The organism is Citreimonas sp. (genome assembly GCF_042096055.1).
Classification (GTDB): domain Bacteria; phylum Pseudomonadota; class Alphaproteobacteria; order Rhodobacterales; family Rhodobacteraceae; genus Citreimonas.
Genome location: NZ_JBELMH010000036.1, coordinates 1 through 14525 on the forward strand (window position 1 = coordinate 1; position 14525 = coordinate 14525).

Genomic DNA, 14525 nt, shown 5'->3' on the forward strand with positions numbered 1-14525 from the left:
GGCCGCGCGCCTGTCGGATGCCGCGTGGATCGCGCTGGCGGGCGCCTTCCTGCTGCTGCCGCTGGGGCTGGTGGTGCTGCGCGGCGCGCCGGGGCTGGCGCTGCTGGGCGCCGACACGTGGCGCGCGGCGGGCCATTCGCTGGCCGTGGCGCTGGCCTCGACCGCCTTGTGCCTGGCCTGGGCGCTGCCGCTGGCGCGCCCGCGCGGCGCGCTGCTGTCGCTGGCGGCGATCGCGATCTCGCCGCTGGTGCTGGGCACCGGGCTGTTCCTGATCCTGCGGCCCTTCGTGAACCCGTTCGCCATGGCGTTGCCCGTGACCGCGCTGGTCAACGCGCTGATGGCGCTGCCCTTCGCGCTGCGCATCCTCACCCCCGCGGCCGAGGCGACTCGCGCCGACTATGCCCGCCTCGCCGCGACGCTGCGGATGACGCCGGCGGCGTGGCTGAGGCTGGTGATGCTGCCGCGCCTCGCGCGGCCGATGGGCTTCGCCGCCGGGCTGACCGCGGCGCTGGCGATGGGCGACCTGGGCGTGATCGCGCTCTTCGCCGATCCGCAGCGGGCGACGCTGCCGTTGCAGATCTACGGGTTGATGGGGTCGTACCAGATGCAGGCGGCCTCGGGCGCCGCGCTGCTGCTGCTGATCCTCAGCTTCGGGCTGTTCGTGCTGTTCGATAGGGGGGGACGCATCCGTGCTGCGGCTTGAGGGAATCGAGATCGGCATGGGCGGCGAGAGCCTGCGCGCGGACCTGTCGCTGCGCCCGGGCGCGCGCGTCGCCGTGCTGGGCCCGTCGGGCGCGGGCAAGTCGACGCTGCTGGACGTCATCGCCGGGTTTCGCGTGCCCGCGCGCGGGCGCGTGACGTGGGACGGCGTCGATCTTACATGCGCACCGCCGCAGGGACGGCCGGTCTCGATCCTGTTCCAGGACGGCAACCTGTTCCCGCACCTGACGCTGTCGCGCAACCTTGGCCTGGCCCTGCGGCCCGACGGGCGGCGGCCGGACGCGACAGCGCGCGCGCGAATTGAGGCGGCGCTGGACCGCGTCGGGCTGACGGGCCTGGGCGATCGCCGCCCCGGCACGCTGTCGGGCGGGCAGATGGGCCGCGCGGCGCTGGCCCGCTTGCTGCTGCAGGACCGCCCCGTGCTGCTGCTGGACGAGCCGTTCGCCGCGCTCGGCCCCGCGCTCAAGACCGAGATGCTGGCGCTGGTGGCCGAGGTCGCGGACGAGCTGGGCGCGCTGACCCTGCTGGTGACGCACGACCCGGCCGATGCGCGGCGCTTTGCCGGTCAGGTGGTGCTGGTGGCCGAGGGCGTGGCCCATCCGCCCGCCGACACCGCGGCGCTGCTGGACGACCCGCCGCCCGCCCTGCGCGACTACCTGGGCTGAGGACAGACGGGGACGCTCGTGGCCCTGCGGGCCACATCGCCCCACCCGCCGTCCCTTGACCGTCATGCGCAATGAAAAAGGCCCCGCCTGTCCTGGCGGGGCCTTTCATCAGTCTCGGGGATCCGGTCAGTGCTTGCGCTTGATCGGCGCCCAGATCTTCTTGTTGGTCAGGTACAGCAGCACCGACAGCAGCACCAGGAACAGCACGCCGACGAAGCCGGCCTCTTTCCGCGCCATCAGCTTGGGCTCGGCGGTCCACATCAGGAAGGCCGCCACGTCCTTGGCCTGCTGCTCGATCGTCGCCTCGGTGCCGTCGGCATAGGTCACGTCGTCGCCGTAGAGCGGCTGCGCCATGCCGAAATAGCCGCCATAGGCCTCGTTCTCGTAGAGCACGGCGCCGGCTTCGGTCTTCTGCTCGCCGGTGTAGCCGGTCAGCAGCGAGGCGATGTACTCCGCGCCGCCCATGCCCTTGAAGAACTGGTTGATGCCCAGCCCGTAGGGGCCGTGAAAGCCCGCGCGCGCCTTGGCCATCAGCGACAGGTCGGGCGCGCCAAGCGCCACGTTCGGCGGGAAGTTGTCGGTCGGCCGCGCCTCGCGTTCCTCGCCGGTCTCCTCGTCGATGACGAAGAAGTTCTGCGCGGCGTAGGCACGCACCTGGTCCTCGGGCAGGCCGGGGCCGCTTTCCTCGGAGAGGGTGCGGATCGGCACGTATTGCAGCCCGTGGCAGGCCGAGCAGACCTCGGTGTAGACCTGCAGGCCGCGCTGCAGCTGCGCCTGGTCGAAGGACCCGAAGGGCCCCTCGAACGAGAACTCGTAATCGGTGACGTGGCCTTCGCCCCCGGCGGCAAAGGCACCGCCGGCGGACAGGGTCAGGGCCGTCAGGGCCGAGAGCGTGAGTGTCTTGAGCATTGCTGTTCGGTCCTTGTCTCTTACTCGGCCGGGGTCGGATCGACGAGGGTCTTGGTCCCGCCGGTCTTGCCCGCCTTGTGCGCGGCGAAGTCTTCCTCGATCGTCGCCGGTTGCGGCAGCGGCTTCTCGAAGACGCCCAGCAGCGGCAGGATCACTAGGAAGTAGGCGAACCAGTAGGTCGACCCGATCAGCGCGATGTAGGGATAGATCCCCTCGGCGGGCATGGCGCCGGCCCACATCAGCACGAAGAAGTCGATCACCAGCAGCGCGAACCACCACTTGAACATCGGGCGGTAGCGGCCCGAGCGCACCGACGAGGTGTCGAGCCACGGCGCCAGCGCCATCACCGCGATCGCGCCGAACATCGCCAGCACGCCGAAGAACTTGGCGTCGACGATGCCGCCGGTCAGGAAGTTGGCCGCGATGACCACCCAGACCTCGGAGTCGAAGGCGCGCAGGATCGCGTAGAACGGCAGGAAGTACCATTCGGGCACGATGTGCGCGGGCGTCGCCAGCGGGTTCGCCTCGATGTAGTTGTCGGGGTGACCCAGGTAGTTCGGCATGAAGCCGACGATCGCGAAGAAGACCGCCAGGATGAGCGCCAGCGCGAACAGGTCCTTGATCACGTAGTACGGCCAGAACGAGACCGTGTCCTTCTCGGCGTCGGCCTTCGAGGTGCGGCGCACCTCGACCCCGGTGGGGTTGTTGTTGCCGGTGGTGTGGAACGCCCAGATGTGCACCGCCACGAGGCCCGCGATGATGAACGGCATCAGGTAGTGCAGGCTGAAGAAGCGGTTCAGCGTGGCGTTGTCCACCGCCGGTCCGCCCAGCAGCCAGGTCTGGATCGGCTCGCCGATGAACGGGATCGCGCCGAAGAGGCCGGTGATCACCGTGGCGCCCCAGAACGACATCTGACCCCAAGGCAGCACGTAGCCCATGAACGCCGTGCCCATCATCAGCAGGTAGATCAGCATGCCGATAATCCACGTGATCTCGCGCGGGGCCTTGTAGGAGCCGTAGTAGAGGTTGCGGAAGATGTGCGCGTAGACCGCCACGAAGAACAGCGACGCGCCGTTCATGTGCAGGTAGCGCAGCATCGCGCCGCCGTTCACGTTGCGCATGATGTGCTCGACCGAGGCGAAGGCCAGGTCCACGTGCGGCGTGTAGTGCATCACCAGCACGATGCCTGTGACGATCTGCAGCACCAGGCAGAAGGTCAGCACGATCCCCCAGATCCACATCCAGTTGAGGTTCTTGGGGGTCGGGATCATGATCGTGTCGTACAACAGGCCGACGATGGGAAGCCGCTTGTGCAGCCACTTCTCGCCACCCGTGTTGGGTTCGTAATGGTCGTGCGGAATACCGGACATATCCCTGTCTCCTTATCCCAGCAGGATGGTGGTTTCGTCGACGAACTCGGCCGGCGGAATGTGCAGGTTCTCGGGTGCGGGGCCGCGGCGGATGCGCCCGGCGGTGTCGTAGTGCGACCCGTGGCAGGGGCAGAACCAGCCGCCCACGCCGCCGTCCACCGCGAAATCGCCCGCGTTGCCCAGCGGCACGCAGCCCAGGTGCGTGCAGACGCCCATCTGCACCAGCCACTGGCCGGTCTCGTCCAGCGCCCGGTTCTCGTCGGTCGCGGGCACGTCGCCCTGCAGGTTGGGGTTGCGCGCGATCGGGTCGGGCAGGTCGCTGACGTCGACGCTGCGCGCGGCCTCGATCTCGGCCTCGGTGCGCTTGCGGATGAAGACCGGCTTGCCCAGCCACTTCACCGTGATCTGGCTGCCGTCCTGCACGCCGCTGACGTCGACGCGGATCGTCGACATCGCCAGCACGTCGGCGGACGGGTTCATCTGGTTGACCAGCGGCCAGACCGCGGCCCCGGTCGCCACCACGCCCGCGCCCGCGGTCGCGTAGTACAGGAAGTCTCGACGGGTGCCTTCGTGGTCGTCTGCGTGTGACACGAGGTTCGCTCCATTTCTCGGGGCCGAGCTCATCGACCGGAATACGCGGAATCCGCCCCCCTCGGAGGCTATCGCGTGGCTATTTAGCTGGCGAGTCTTGGGCCGTCCAGCTTGCAAAACCGCAACATGGCCATAAGTGCTGATGTGTCGCGGTCGCGTCTCGGCCGCCGCTGTGGTTCAAGTGAGTCGAAGACGGGCCCGAGTCGGGCTTTGACGGGGTTGAGATGGTCATGAAGCTTCCTGCCGTTCTGATCGGTGCAGCACTCTGCGCGGCCAGCCCCGCCGCGGCGGAATTCGAGCTTTCGGCCTATACCGGCTGGCAGACCGCGCCGCACAGCCGCATCTCGGGCGACTACCCCGACGACATCGGCGGCAGCTACGACTCGCTGATCGGCTGGGACGGCAAGTCGTTCCAGATGCCGCCCTATTACGGCATCCGCGGCACTTGGTGGCGGTCCGAGCGTCTGGGCTTCGGCGTCGAGTTCACGCACACCAAGGTCTATGCGCCCGACGACGACCTGCCCGCCGGCTTCGACGGGCTGGAACTGACCGACGGCCTGAACATCCTCACCGCCAACGTGATGCGCCGCTGGCCGACCGAATGGGGTGCCGCGACGCCTTACGTGGGCGCGGGCCTCGGCCTTTCGATTCCGCACGTGGATGCCGAGTTCGACGGCGCGCCGGATACGTTCGGCTACCAGGTCACCGGCCCCGCCGCCCGCGTCATGGCCGGCGTGCAATACCCGGTGACCGAGCGTGTGTCCGTGTTCGGCGAATACCAGTTCACCTACTCCAGCAACGACGCCGACCTCGACGGCGGCGGCAGCCTCGAGTCGGACGTCAAGACCAACGCCCTCAACGTCGGTCTTTCGCTGAACTTCTGAACTTTCCCGTAAAGGGGATCACCGCCCGTCCGCGACGGGCGGTCCTTCGCCTTAGCCCTCGGGCTGCGTCGCCTGCATCGACGGGCGTTCGCAGAACCGGGCGTGCCAGGCGGCCAGCTCGTCCCGGCCGGTGCGCCAGGCGCGCGCGTCGTGGCGGAAGTCCAGGTAGGACAGGGCGACGCCGACGGCGATCTGGCCCATGTCCAGCCGGCCGCTCAGGTGGCTCATCCAGCGCGTCTGCAGCGCGTCGAGCGCGCGCGACACCTTCGCCCACTGGCCCTCGACCCACTCCATCGAGACCTTCTCGGCCGGGCGAAAGCGTTCCTCGTAGATGATCAGCACCGCCGCATCCATGATGCCGTGCGCCGTCGCCTCCAGCGTCAGCGTGTCCCACAGCCGCTTTTCGGGATACAGCCCCGCGCCCGCGCGGTGGTCGAGATAGCGGCAGATCACCCGGCTGTCATACAGCGTCGGCCCCTCGTCGCGGATCAGCGCGGGGATCTTGCCCACCGGGTTGGCCGCGACCAGCGTCGGGTCGGGCTGCAGCGGCGAGGCGGTGACGTTCACCATCTCGACCTGATCGATCTGCCCGGTCTCGTGCAGCGTCGCCAGCACGCAGCGCACGAAGGGCGACGGCCCCGCCTTGAGTAGCTTCATCCTGTCCTCCATAGCGCGTCCCGCGCGCGCCGATTGGTGGCAGAGCCGGGCCGCCTGCTCAAGCGAATCCGCGCGCGCGCCGCGCCCGGGCAGGGGGCGCGCACGGGGACGTTCGTTAACAAGTCGTGAAAACGTCTCTGTAAACCATTGATTTTGCTTGGGCGTCATCGTGTCTCACGATGGGACACCCTCAGCGCGCCTTGGGATGCGCCGCCGCGTAGACCTCCATCAGCCGCGCCTCGTCGACCGAGGTATAGACCTGCGTGGTCGACAGCGAGGCATGGCCCAGCAGCTCCTGGATCGACCGCAGATCGCCGCCCGCGCTCAGAAGATGGGTGGCGAAGCTGTGCCGCATCGCGTGCGGCGTGGCCGTGGCCGGCAGGCCCAGCTGCATCCGCGCCGCCTCGACCGCGCGGCGCACCAGCCGCCCGTCCAGCGGCCCGCCCCGCGCCCCCAGGAACAGCGGCCCGTCCCGGTCGGGCTTGTAGGGGCAGAGCCGCAGGTAGGTCTCGACCGCCTGCCGCGCGACCGGCAGGACCGGCACGATCCGTTCTTTCCCGCCCTTGCCCCGGACCCGCAGGCTCTCGCCCAGCGGCAGGTCCGCGCCGGTCAGCGCCAGCGCCTCGGACATCCGCAGCCCGCAGCCGTAGAGAAGCGTGACCACCGCCGCGTCCCGCGCCCCGATCCAGCCGTCGCGAGCCTGGTGCCCGACCCCATCGATCATCGCGCGCGCGGCGTCCTCGGCCAGCGGGCGGGGCAGCTTGTTCTGGAAACGTGGCGCGCGGGTCTGCAGCACGGCCGTCGGCTCGAACCCCTCGCGCGCGGCCAGCCATCGGTAAAACGCCTTGACCGCCGACAGCTTGCGCGCCACCGACCGGGCGGACACGTCGCGCCCCCGCAGATGCGCCATCCAGGCGCGCATGTCCGCCACGCCGATGCGGGCCAGCGGCGCCAGGCCCTGCGGCTCGGCATGGTGGCCTGTCATGAAGGCGATGAACTCGGTGACGTCGGCGCGGTAGGCCGTGACGGTGGCGTCGGCCAGCCCGTCCAGTGACGCCGCGCGCTGCAACCAGTCCTGCAGCGCGTCGCGCGCGGCGGGCGAGATCTCCAGCGTCACGGCCGGGCGCGCGTCACGACAGCCAGCGCCGCATCGTGCGCTCGAACACGCCGCCGAAGAAGGCGAGCAGGTCGGTGCCCTGCTGCGGCGTGAACTGGTGCGCGTCCTCGGCGCCCATCAACAGCATCCCCGGCAGCCGCCCGGGACCGAAGTCGAGCCGCAGGCACGCCTCGGAGCGGATGCGGTCGGCCTTGTCGCCATAGATGAAGGTCGCGCCGTGATCCACCTGGCGCAGCGTGACCGCACGCTGCGGCGCGTCTGAGCCCGGCGCGACGTACTGGTCGACGAAGCCCGGCTCGGCCGTGGACAGGATGTGCGCCAGCCGCTCGACCGTGGCGTCGGTCTCGGGCTGCGCGGTTTCCAGCACCAGTCGGATCGCCGTGACGTTCAGGATCTCGGCGACCGCGCCGTCGAGGTCGCGCAGGAACGGCTCGAACGCGACGGGGTCGAGCATCCGCAGGATCGCGCGGTGCACCTGGTTGGTGCCGGCGAGATTCTCGTACGCCGCCGCGATGACCGAGCGGTGCGTGTCCTCGAGCCGGTCCAGCCGCGCCTCGAGCCGCTCCATCGCGATGCCGCGCAGGTCGACGATGTTTCCGCCCACGCTGCGCTCGTTCGCGGCGATCAGCGCGTTCATCAGGTCCTTGTCGTCCAGGATCATGTCCGGCCGCGAAATGATCGTTTCGCGCAGCGACTCCTCGATGCGTTTGCTGTTGTTCATTGTCTGCCTGCTTGTTTCACGAGGGGTCCCGACACCGGGGCGCGGCACAATCTATGCGAGAGCTTGGGCGTCCCGCGTCGTACCTGTCAAGGCATTCGCCCCGGCGCAAGCCGTATCGGCGTCAGCATGCGCAAATCCGCCGGCGGCCCCCTCAGGCGGCGCTGCGGTCGGGCGCGGCAGGGCCGATGAAGCGGAACCCCTCGCCGCGCGCAGTGTGGATCGAGATCTCGTCCGAGACGTCGCGCAGGTGGTTGCGCAGGGTGCACAGGTAGACGTCGAAGACCCGGCTGTCCGGCTCGCTCTCGAGGCCGTAGATGTGGGTCAGCAGGGCGTCGCGGCTGACCAGCGCCCCCGGCCTAAGGGCCAGGTATTCCAGCAATTCGTAGATCTTCGGCGTCAGGTGCAGCCAGGCGCCGTTCAGCTGCGCCCGTCGCGCGGCGAGGTCGATCACCAACGGCCCGCAATGCAGCTCGGTGGTCGACAGCCCGTGCGCCCGGCGCGCGACAGCCATCAGCCGGGCCGCCATCTCGTCGGGCGGAATGGCCGCGTCGATGACCGTGTCGGCGCCGGCGGCCAGGCACTCGGTGATCTGGCGCTGCGACGGCTCGCGCGCGATCAGCGCGATCGGCAGGCCGGGGCCGGTCTCGCGCAGCGCCCGCAGGCTGAGGCCCCCGGGGCCGAAGCGGCCGGCCTCGGCGATCAGCAGGTCGGCGGGCACCATGGCCAGATGGTGCGCGACGTCCTCGGCGTTTTCCACCCGGCTGACCAGCAATCCGCGTTCGGCCAGGTCCTGCGCGAGCGTCATCAGGGTCCAGTTCGTTTCGGCGACCAGATAGCGCATGCTTCGCCCCTCCCTCCTTGCGAGGGCCGCATCGGTGCGACCCGCGATACGTCGGCCCGCCTGTGCGGGACGCGTCGCCCGCGTGCTGCGGGGCCGTCGGGTGACGGCGGGACCTTCTGGCGCCACCGGTGATTCTAGGAACACAGCGTGGTCAAACTGTGGCGAAGCCGGGACCGCAATGCGGTGCGCCGCGGCGCACACTCAAGGCGCGCAAACGCAGGGCGCGGCCGATTGACTTGCCCGCGCGACCTGTCATGTACCGAGGCATGACCGAGGAACTCGACAAACGCGACCGCCTGCCCGATGCCCTGCGCATCCTGCTGCAGGATTACCCGCGCGAAGCGTGGGAAGCCCATCCCGACTTCGGCGGACTGGTGCAGTTCTGGCTGGAACGGCACATGATGTTCCGCAAGCTGACCGAGGTCCTGCGCACCGACGCGGAATCCGCGATGGACGGCAAACTGGACCCGCGGCAGCAGAAGGCGCGCCTGTCGCGCTACGGCGGCATGCTCCTGCAGGAACTGCACGGCCATCACCAGATCGAGGACCATCACTATTTCCCGGTTCTGTCGGGCATGGACAAGCGGCTGGTCCGCGGGTTCGACATTCTCGACAAGGACCACCACGCGATGGACGGCCTGCTGAACCGCTTTGCCGAATCGGCGAACGGCGTGCTGCAGGAGCGCGCCGAGCTGGGCGTCTTCCGCGAAGAAGTGCTCGGTTTCGACGCGTTGCTGAGCCGCCACCTCGAGGACGAGGAAGACCTGATCGTGCCGGTAATCCTCAAGTACGGCACCGGCGGGCTGCACTGACGAACCGGCCGGCGCCCGACGCGGCGCCGCCCACGCCCCTTAACGGAACCTGGCCATGCGCGCCGCGATCCTCGTTGTTCTTCTGGCCATCCTCGCCGCCTGCGGTCGTCCGCTGACGCCGAACGAGACGGCGTACCTGCAGGCGCTGAACGGCGACACGCTGGACACCGGGCGCATGCGGCTGATCGACGGGCACCTCGCCGGCAGCCTCAGCTACACGATCCCCGTACGCCCCCGCACCACCTGCCAGGAACGCATCTGGCCGCCGGTGCTGCAGGAGCGGCGGGTCGAGGTCTCGCCCGCCGCCACCGTGATCTTCAACGCCGTGATGCTGCGCCGCGACATCTATCGCACCGACCTGATGGCGGGCTTCCCCGAGCAGATCGACCTGTTCCAGGCGATGCTTCTGGCGCACGAGGCGGTGCATGTCTGGCAGTGGCAGAACCGCGATCGCACCGCCTACCACCCGCTGCGCGGGCTGGGCGAGCACGCGGGCGGCCGCGATCCGTACCTGTTCGACACCGACGCGCTGCCGCGTTTCCTGGATTTCGGGTACGAGCAGCAGGGCGCGATCGTCGAGGAATACGTCTGCTGCAGCCTGCTGGATCCCGAGGCGCCCAGAACCGCGCGGTTGCGCGCGCTGATCGGGCAGGAGATTCCGGTCGAGGGGCTGGATGCGGTGCTGTCGGGCCCGCAGGTGCGGCTGCCCTGGGACGGGGCGCGCACGCAGGGCATCTGCCGGCCGGGACACAAGGGCTGACGCGGCACGGGTCGCCGCTGCTAAGGCGCGGCAGGGAATAGACCCGGAGCGCCGGCAGGCCGACGCTCCGGGGTACACTCACACCCAACACGTCCGACGACGGACGCCCACTGATAAAACCCTTATGGGAAAACGGAACTTTTTCCCGGGCCCGGACCCAGGCGCCAAGCGATCGGCGCGGTCTGCGGGGGTGGGCGCGCTTCTGCGCCCTGACCCGTCTTGTCTAGCCCGGCAATCCTTTAGATCAGATTACCGCCGCCGCGCCTTTTCGACCCTAGAACCGCGCAAGCAGTTCGAGTGACGGAACCCCGGTCACCGGAAGCCCCCGCGCGCGCTGGAACGCGGCGATCGCCTCGCGCGTGCGGTCGCCGATCACGCCGTCGGGCGTGCCCGCGTCGAAGCCGGCGCGGTTCAGCCCGGCCTGCAGCGCGCGGCGCTGTTCCTGGCGCAAGCCGGTCGCGTCGGCGCCGAAATCGCCCACCAGCGGGCCGCCGCCGGCCAGCCGGTCGGACAGGATGCCGACGCCGAGGCCGTAATTCTCGGACGGGTTGTAGCGCAGGATCGTGTCGAAGTTCCTGCTGACGAGGAAAGCCGGACCGCTTGCACCCGACGGCGTCAGCAGCGCGGCATCGCCCAGCTCGGGCAAGGCGCCGCCGCGCGCCGGTGCGACGCCCAGGCTGCGCCACGTCGCGGTGGAGCGGCGGTTGCCGCGCCCGGTGCCACGCGTGTCGAAGCCGGCCGGAAGCCGCACCTCGACGCCCCAGGGCAGACCCGGCCGCCAGCCGTTCTCGCGGAGGAAGTTCGCGGTCGAGGCCAGCGCGTCGCCGGGATCGTCTGACCAGACGTCGCGCCGCCCGTCGCCGTCGAAATCGACCGCGTGCAGCGCGTAGGTGGTCGGGATGAACTGCGTGTGCCCCATCGCGCCCGCCCAGCTGCCGCGCAGTTGCGAGGGCGTGGTGTCGCCGCGCTGCAGGATGCGCAGCGCCTCGACCAGGTTCGCCTCGAAGAACCGTCCGCGGCGGCCGTCGAAGGCCAGTGTCGAGGTTGCCGAAACCACGGGGATCTCGCCGCGCCGGGTGCCAAAGTAGCTCTCGACCCCCCAGACCGCGCCGATGATCCGTGCCGGCACGCCGTACCGCGCCTCGATGGCCGTCAGCGTCGACGCCCGGCGCGCCACCGCACCGCGGCCATAGGCGATCTTCTCCTCGGGGGCGACGAGGGCGAGGTAATCCTCGAGCGAGCGGTTGAACTCGGCTTGGTTGCGATCGCGCTCGACCACCTCGGGGATGAAGCCCGCGTCGCGGAAGGCCGCGTCCAGCGTTGCAGCGCCGATGCCCTGGGACGCGGCGCGGCCGCGGAATGCCGCGACCCAGGCATCGTAGGCGGCGTTGGGCTGCGTTCGGAACGCCGACGCTTGCGCTGCGGGCAGCGGCGCGCGCGGTGCCGCACCGCAGGCCGACAAGGCGACCAGTCCGGCCGCGCCAAGGGTGAATCCGCGTCTGTCCATGCCTGCCTCTTATGCGTTTTGCGCAGGGTATCGCGCCACCGGGGCGGAAGGAACGCGGGCAAACACGCATCGGCGGAAGCGCGCCGCCCGCCCTATCCGGCCAGCAACGACAGAAGCGCCTTTTCCGGAATGCGCAGCTCGCGGGGGCCGGGCGGGTCTTCGGCAAGGCGCTGCCGCTGGGCCAGCGGAGTGTCGACGAGGTCGATCACCGCGGGGTGGATGTAGCTGTTCCGCGCGATCGTCGGCGTGTTCCCCAGCGCCTCGGCGGCGGCTTCGGCCAGGGTCTTGACCGTCAGCTTTTCCTCGCGCAGCGCGATCTCCAGCGCGGCGACGGTGCCGTTCCAGGTGCGGAAGGTCTTGGCGGTATAGCCGTGCTCGCCGGTGATGTCGTGCAGCAGCTCGTTGACCAGGGTCGACGTGACCTCGTGCACGCGGCCGTGCGCGTCGATCCAGGTCACGAAAGTGGCGCCCGGCAGGTCGTCGAGCCGGTGGAGCACCTTCGCCAGCCGCTTGTCGCGCAGCGTCTTGGTGATCCGCGCGCCGCCCTTGCCGCGGTAGTCCAGCCGAAGGCTTTCGTCGTCCAGTGTCACGTGCCGGGGGCGCAGGGTGGTGGCGCCGTAGGCCCCGTGATCGACGTCCTTGGAGTGACCCACGCGCAGCGACAAGCGGTCGATCATCGCCAGAACGGCGGCCACGGCAAAGTCGCGATCCCCAGCATCGTTGCGCAGGTCGCGGCGGATGCGGCGGCGGATCGCCGGAAGGTACGTGCCGAAGGACGGCAGGTCCGCGTATTTGCGCCGGGCGCGGAAGGCCGTCCAGCTTTCGTGGTACCGGTACTGCTTGCGCCCCTTCGCGTCTCGTCCCGTCGCCTGCAGGTGACCGTCGGGCCGCGGGCAGATCCAGACGTCGGTATAGGCGGGCGGCACCGCCAGACGGTTGAGGCGGTCGCGCTCGTCCGGGTCGCGGATGCGGTTGCCGCAGGGCGCGATGTACGACCAGCCGCGCCCGGCCCGCCTGCGGGTGATTCCGGGATGATGATCAGGGTAATAGACGAGGTCGGGGACGTGTTTCATGGTCCAGATGAAACCGGCCGCGGGGCGCCGGGTTCCGTGCCGGTCGGGCGGCGCTCCTGGGCCATTCGACCTGCTTGAGAGGCGCTCATGATACGTCTGGCGTGGCCAAGCGTCCCCGGTCCTGTGACCTCACCCGGCGGTCACGATCCGGGGAGGCGGCGGCACCATCTCGCCACGCGCGCCGCGGCGGCACAGGTAGACCTCGCGCTCCATCTGCTCCTCGATGGTGAAGCCCGACGAGCGGAGCATCGCCTCCATCCCCGGCTGGTTGGGGATGAACCAGTTCGTGGGGTCGGACGAGAACCGCTTCTCGATGAACCACAGGCGGGGCCAGTCTTCGCGGGTGAACGGCGCGGGGTCGTTGAAGTCGTAGTCGGCCGCGACCGGCTCTGCCTGCATGTCGGGGCCGCGCTGCATGCACTGGAACAGCATCATGTCGCCGACCACGTGCTCGTAGAGCAGGTCCAGCGCCAGCAGCGGATGCCGCAGGTGATAGAGCACGCCCATGAAGATCACGAGATCGAATTTCTCGCCCAGCGCCTCGACGTCGTAGACGTCCATCTGCCGCAGGTCGAGGTCGACGCCGGCCCGCTCGGCGGCAAAGCGCGCCTGGGCCAGGTAATGCGGATCGCTGTCGATTCCTACCACGCGGCCGGCGCCGCGGCGCGCCATCTCGAGGCTGTAGAACCCCGCGTTGCACCCGATGTCGAGCACGCTGGCGCCCTGCAGGTCGTCGGGCAGCGCGTGGCGGAACCCTTCGTACTTGAAGCGCGGGTAGTCGCCCAGGAAATGATCGGGCGCGGTGTCGATGCCGTCGATGGTCAGGTTGTGGAACCAGGGCGCGAGTTCGGCGATGCGGCGGGCGGTGTCGTCGGTGTCGTGCCGGCTCATTGCGGCACCTTCGCGGGCTGCGCGGCCGCACCGCAGGCGGCCAGCGGTCTCTGCAGTTCCTGCGCGAACCACGGCACCGTCTTCTTCAGCCCTTCCTCGAGGGGCACGCGCGGCGCCCAGCCCAGCAGCGCGCGGGCGCGCGCGATATCGGGGCGCCGGCGCCGGGGATCGTCCTTCGGCAGCGGGCGGAATACCGGGCTGAGTTCGGTCGCGGCCTCGCGGCCGATCAGGTCGGCGAGTTCGAGGATGGTGAATTCGCGGGGGTTGCCGATGTTGACCGGGCCGTCGGGGGTGTCGGCGACCTCCATCAGCGCGATCAGCCCGTCGACCATGTCCGACACGTAGCACAGCGAGCGCGTCTGCTCGCCGTTGCCGTAGATCGTCATCGGCTGGCCCGACAGCGCCTGGCAGATGAAGTTCGACACGATGCGCCCGTCGTCGCACTGCATGTGCGGGCCGTAGGTGTTGAAGATCCGCGCCACGCGCACCTCGGCGCGGCCGGCACGCAGGTAGTCGAAGCACAGCGCCTCGGCGGCGCGCTTGCCCTCGTCGTAGCAGGCGCGCGGGCCGTTGCAGTTGACGTGACCGGCATAGTCCTCGGGCTGCGGATGCACCTCGGGGTCGCCGTAGACCTCGCTGGTCGAGGCCTGCAGCAGTCGCGCGCCGGTCTGCTCGGCCAGCGCCAGCAGGTTGTTGGTGCCGACGACGTTGGTCATCATCGTGCGCACCGGGTCGGCCTGGTAGGCGGGCGGCGACGCGGGCGAGGCGAGGTTGTAGATTTGGTCCAACCGGTCGCGGAACGGTGGCAGGTCTTCGACGTCGGCCTCGACCAGGCGGAACCGGGGGTGGCCCAGCAGCGCGCTCAGGTTCTCGCGGCGGCCGGTCTGGAAACTGTCGACGCAGATCACCGCGTGCCCCTGACCCAGCAGGGCCTCGCACAGATGCGACCCGATAAAGCCGGCGCCGCCAGCCACCAGGATCGTACTCGACAACGGGGTCATGTCCAT

15 protein-coding genes and 1 pseudogene are annotated in these 14525 nt (G+C 69.8%); 5 read left to right on the top strand and 11 right to left on the bottom strand.

Annotated elements, in window-relative coordinates:
- Together ACFDTC_RS09780 and ACFDTC_RS09785 are read left to right on the top strand one after the other, a co-directional pair.
- A pseudogene (locus ACFDTC_RS09780) lies at window positions 1–703 on the top strand (thiamine/thiamine pyrophosphate ABC transporter permease ThiP); the annotation flags it as partial.
- Between the two features lie 16 nt (window positions 704–719).
- Window positions 720–1385 carry an ATP-binding cassette domain-containing protein gene (locus ACFDTC_RS09785; RefSeq protein WP_375258724.1) on the top strand — a complete coding sequence of 222 codons (666 nt, stop codon included), beginning with the start codon at window positions 720–722 and terminating at the stop codon, window positions 1383–1385.
- A 126-nt stretch (window positions 1386–1511) separates the two neighbouring features.
- Here ACFDTC_RS09785 and ACFDTC_RS09790 read toward each other — a convergent pair whose 3' ends face one another.
- The 3 genes from ACFDTC_RS09790 to petA are packed head-to-tail and all read right to left on the bottom strand — an operon-like array spanning window position 1512 to window position 4255.
- A complete protein-coding gene (locus tag ACFDTC_RS09790) occupies window positions 1512–2294 on the bottom strand; it encodes a cytochrome c1 (RefSeq protein ID WP_375258693.1) in 783 nt (260 codons plus the stop codon).
- A gap of 20 nt (window positions 2295–2314) precedes the next feature.
- Window positions 2315–3664 (bottom strand): cytochrome b, encoded by a 1350-nt coding sequence (gene petB / locus ACFDTC_RS09795; RefSeq protein ID WP_375258694.1) that lies wholly within the window; start codon window positions 3662–3664, stop codon window positions 2315–2317.
- 12 nt (window positions 3665–3676) lie between these two features.
- A complete protein-coding gene (gene petA / locus ACFDTC_RS09800) occupies window positions 3677–4255 on the bottom strand; it encodes a ubiquinol-cytochrome c reductase iron-sulfur subunit (protein WP_375258695.1) in 579 nt (192 codons plus the stop codon).
- Window positions 4256–4485: 230 nt separating this feature from the next.
- On the opposite strand from petA, the gene ACFDTC_RS09805 reads away from it, so the two are divergent.
- Complete coding sequence (locus tag ACFDTC_RS09805; RefSeq protein ID WP_375258696.1) at window positions 4486–5139, top strand: outer membrane protein; 654 nt, start codon at window positions 4486–4488, stop codon at window positions 5137–5139.
- 51 nt (window positions 5140–5190) lie between these two features.
- On the opposite strand, the gene ACFDTC_RS09810 is transcribed toward ACFDTC_RS09805, so the two are convergent.
- The 4 genes from ACFDTC_RS09810 to ACFDTC_RS09825 all read right to left on the bottom strand — a co-directional run bounded on the left by ACFDTC_RS09810 (window position 5191) and on the right by ACFDTC_RS09825 (window position 8475).
- Complete coding sequence (locus tag ACFDTC_RS09810; protein WP_375258697.1) at window positions 5191–5796, bottom strand: glutathione S-transferase; 606 nt, start codon at window positions 5794–5796, stop codon at window positions 5191–5193.
- Between the two features lie 190 nt (window positions 5797–5986).
- Window positions 5987–6913 carry a tyrosine recombinase XerC gene (locus ACFDTC_RS09815; RefSeq protein ID WP_375258698.1) on the bottom strand — a complete coding sequence of 309 codons (927 nt, stop codon included), beginning with the start codon at window positions 6911–6913 and terminating at the stop codon, window positions 5987–5989.
- Window positions 6914–6926: 13 nt separating this feature from the next.
- Window positions 6927–7634, bottom strand: coding sequence for a DUF484 family protein (locus ACFDTC_RS09820; protein WP_375258699.1), 708 nt, complete (start codon window positions 7632–7634; stop codon window positions 6927–6929).
- 151 nt (window positions 7635–7785) lie between these two features.
- Window positions 7786–8475 (bottom strand): response regulator transcription factor, encoded by a 690-nt coding sequence (locus tag ACFDTC_RS09825; RefSeq protein WP_375258700.1) that lies wholly within the window; start codon window positions 8473–8475, stop codon window positions 7786–7788.
- Window positions 8476–8741: 266 nt separating this feature from the next.
- Here ACFDTC_RS09825 and ACFDTC_RS09830 point away from each other — a divergent pair, with 266 nt between their 5' ends.
- Both ACFDTC_RS09830 and ACFDTC_RS09835 read left to right on the top strand, forming a co-directional pair.
- The gene (locus ACFDTC_RS09830) at window positions 8742–9287 is read left to right on the top strand and encodes a hemerythrin domain-containing protein (RefSeq protein ID WP_375258701.1); all 546 of its coding nucleotides are present in this window, start codon (window positions 8742–8744) and stop codon (window positions 9285–9287) included.
- Between the two features lie 55 nt (window positions 9288–9342).
- Window positions 9343–10047: a hypothetical protein gene (locus ACFDTC_RS09835; protein ID WP_375258702.1), complete on the top strand. Its 705-nt coding sequence runs from the start codon at window positions 9343–9345 to the stop codon at window positions 10045–10047.
- Window positions 10048–10321: 274 nt separating this feature from the next.
- On the opposite strand, the gene ACFDTC_RS09840 is transcribed toward ACFDTC_RS09835, so the two are convergent.
- The 4 genes from ACFDTC_RS09840 to ACFDTC_RS09855 all read right to left on the bottom strand — a co-directional run bounded on the left by ACFDTC_RS09840 (window position 10322) and on the right by ACFDTC_RS09855 (window position 14525).
- On the bottom strand, window positions 10322–11554 hold the full coding sequence (locus ACFDTC_RS09840; RefSeq protein WP_375258703.1) for a lytic murein transglycosylase: 1233 nt from the start codon (window positions 11552–11554) through the stop codon (window positions 10322–10324).
- Window positions 11555–11646: 92 nt separating this feature from the next.
- The gene (locus tag ACFDTC_RS09845) at window positions 11647–12627 is read right to left on the bottom strand and encodes a DNA topoisomerase IB (protein WP_375258704.1); all 981 of its coding nucleotides are present in this window, start codon (window positions 12625–12627) and stop codon (window positions 11647–11649) included.
- A 129-nt stretch (window positions 12628–12756) separates the two neighbouring features.
- Window positions 12757–13518, bottom strand: a complete 762-nt coding sequence (locus ACFDTC_RS09850) for a TIGR04290 family methyltransferase (protein ID WP_375258705.1) — start codon at window positions 13516–13518, stop codon at window positions 12757–12759.
- Entirely contained in the window at window positions 13515–14525 is a 1011-nt protein-coding gene (locus ACFDTC_RS09855; RefSeq protein ID WP_375258725.1) for a UDP-glucuronic acid decarboxylase family protein, read from the bottom strand. Before ACFDTC_RS09855 ends, ACFDTC_RS09850 begins: the two co-directional genes overlap by 4 nt.

What these genes read in the sequence shown, in the direction of transcription:
- ACFDTC_RS09785 (WP_375258724.1), top strand. Translation starts at nt 720, where the DNA reads ATGGGCGGCGAGAGCCTGCGCGCGGACCTGTCGCTGCGCCCGGGCGCG.
- ACFDTC_RS09790 (WP_375258693.1), bottom strand. Translation starts at nt 2,294, where the DNA reads ATGCTCAAGACACTCACGCTCTCGGCCCTGACGGCCCTGACCCTGTCC.
- petB (WP_375258694.1), bottom strand. Translation starts at nt 3,664, where the DNA reads ATGTCCGGTATTCCGCACGACCATTACGAACCCAACACGGGTGGCGAG.
- ACFDTC_RS09805 (WP_375258696.1), top strand. Translation starts at nt 4,486, where the DNA reads ATGAAGCTTCCTGCCGTTCTGATCGGTGCAGCACTCTGCGCGGCCAGC.
- ACFDTC_RS09810 (WP_375258697.1), bottom strand. Translation starts at nt 5,796, where the DNA reads ATGAAGCTACTCAAGGCGGGGCCGTCGCCCTTCGTGCGCTGCGTGCTG.
- ACFDTC_RS09820 (WP_375258699.1), bottom strand. Translation starts at nt 7,634, where the DNA reads ATGAACAACAGCAAACGCATCGAGGAGTCGCTGCGCGAAACGATCATT.
- ACFDTC_RS09825 (WP_375258700.1), bottom strand. Translation starts at nt 8,475, where the DNA reads ATGCGCTATCTGGTCGCCGAAACGAACTGGACCCTGATGACGCTCGCG.
- ACFDTC_RS09830 (WP_375258701.1), top strand. Translation starts at nt 8,742, where the DNA reads ATGACCGAGGAACTCGACAAACGCGACCGCCTGCCCGATGCCCTGCGC.
- ACFDTC_RS09835 (WP_375258702.1), top strand. Translation starts at nt 9,343, where the DNA reads ATGCGCGCCGCGATCCTCGTTGTTCTTCTGGCCATCCTCGCCGCCTGC.
- ACFDTC_RS09840 (WP_375258703.1), bottom strand. Translation starts at nt 11,554, where the DNA reads ATGGACAGACGCGGATTCACCCTTGGCGCGGCCGGACTGGTCGCCTTG.
- ACFDTC_RS09845 (WP_375258704.1), bottom strand. Translation starts at nt 12,627, where the DNA reads ATGAAACACGTCCCCGACCTCGTCTATTACCCTGATCATCATCCCGGA.
- ACFDTC_RS09850 (WP_375258705.1), bottom strand. Translation starts at nt 13,518, where the DNA reads ATGAGCCGGCACGACACCGACGACACCGCCCGCCGCATCGCCGAACTC.
- ACFDTC_RS09855 (WP_375258725.1), bottom strand. Translation starts at nt 14,525, where the DNA reads ATGGACATGACCCCGTTGTCGAGTACGATCCTGGTGGCTGGCGGCGCC.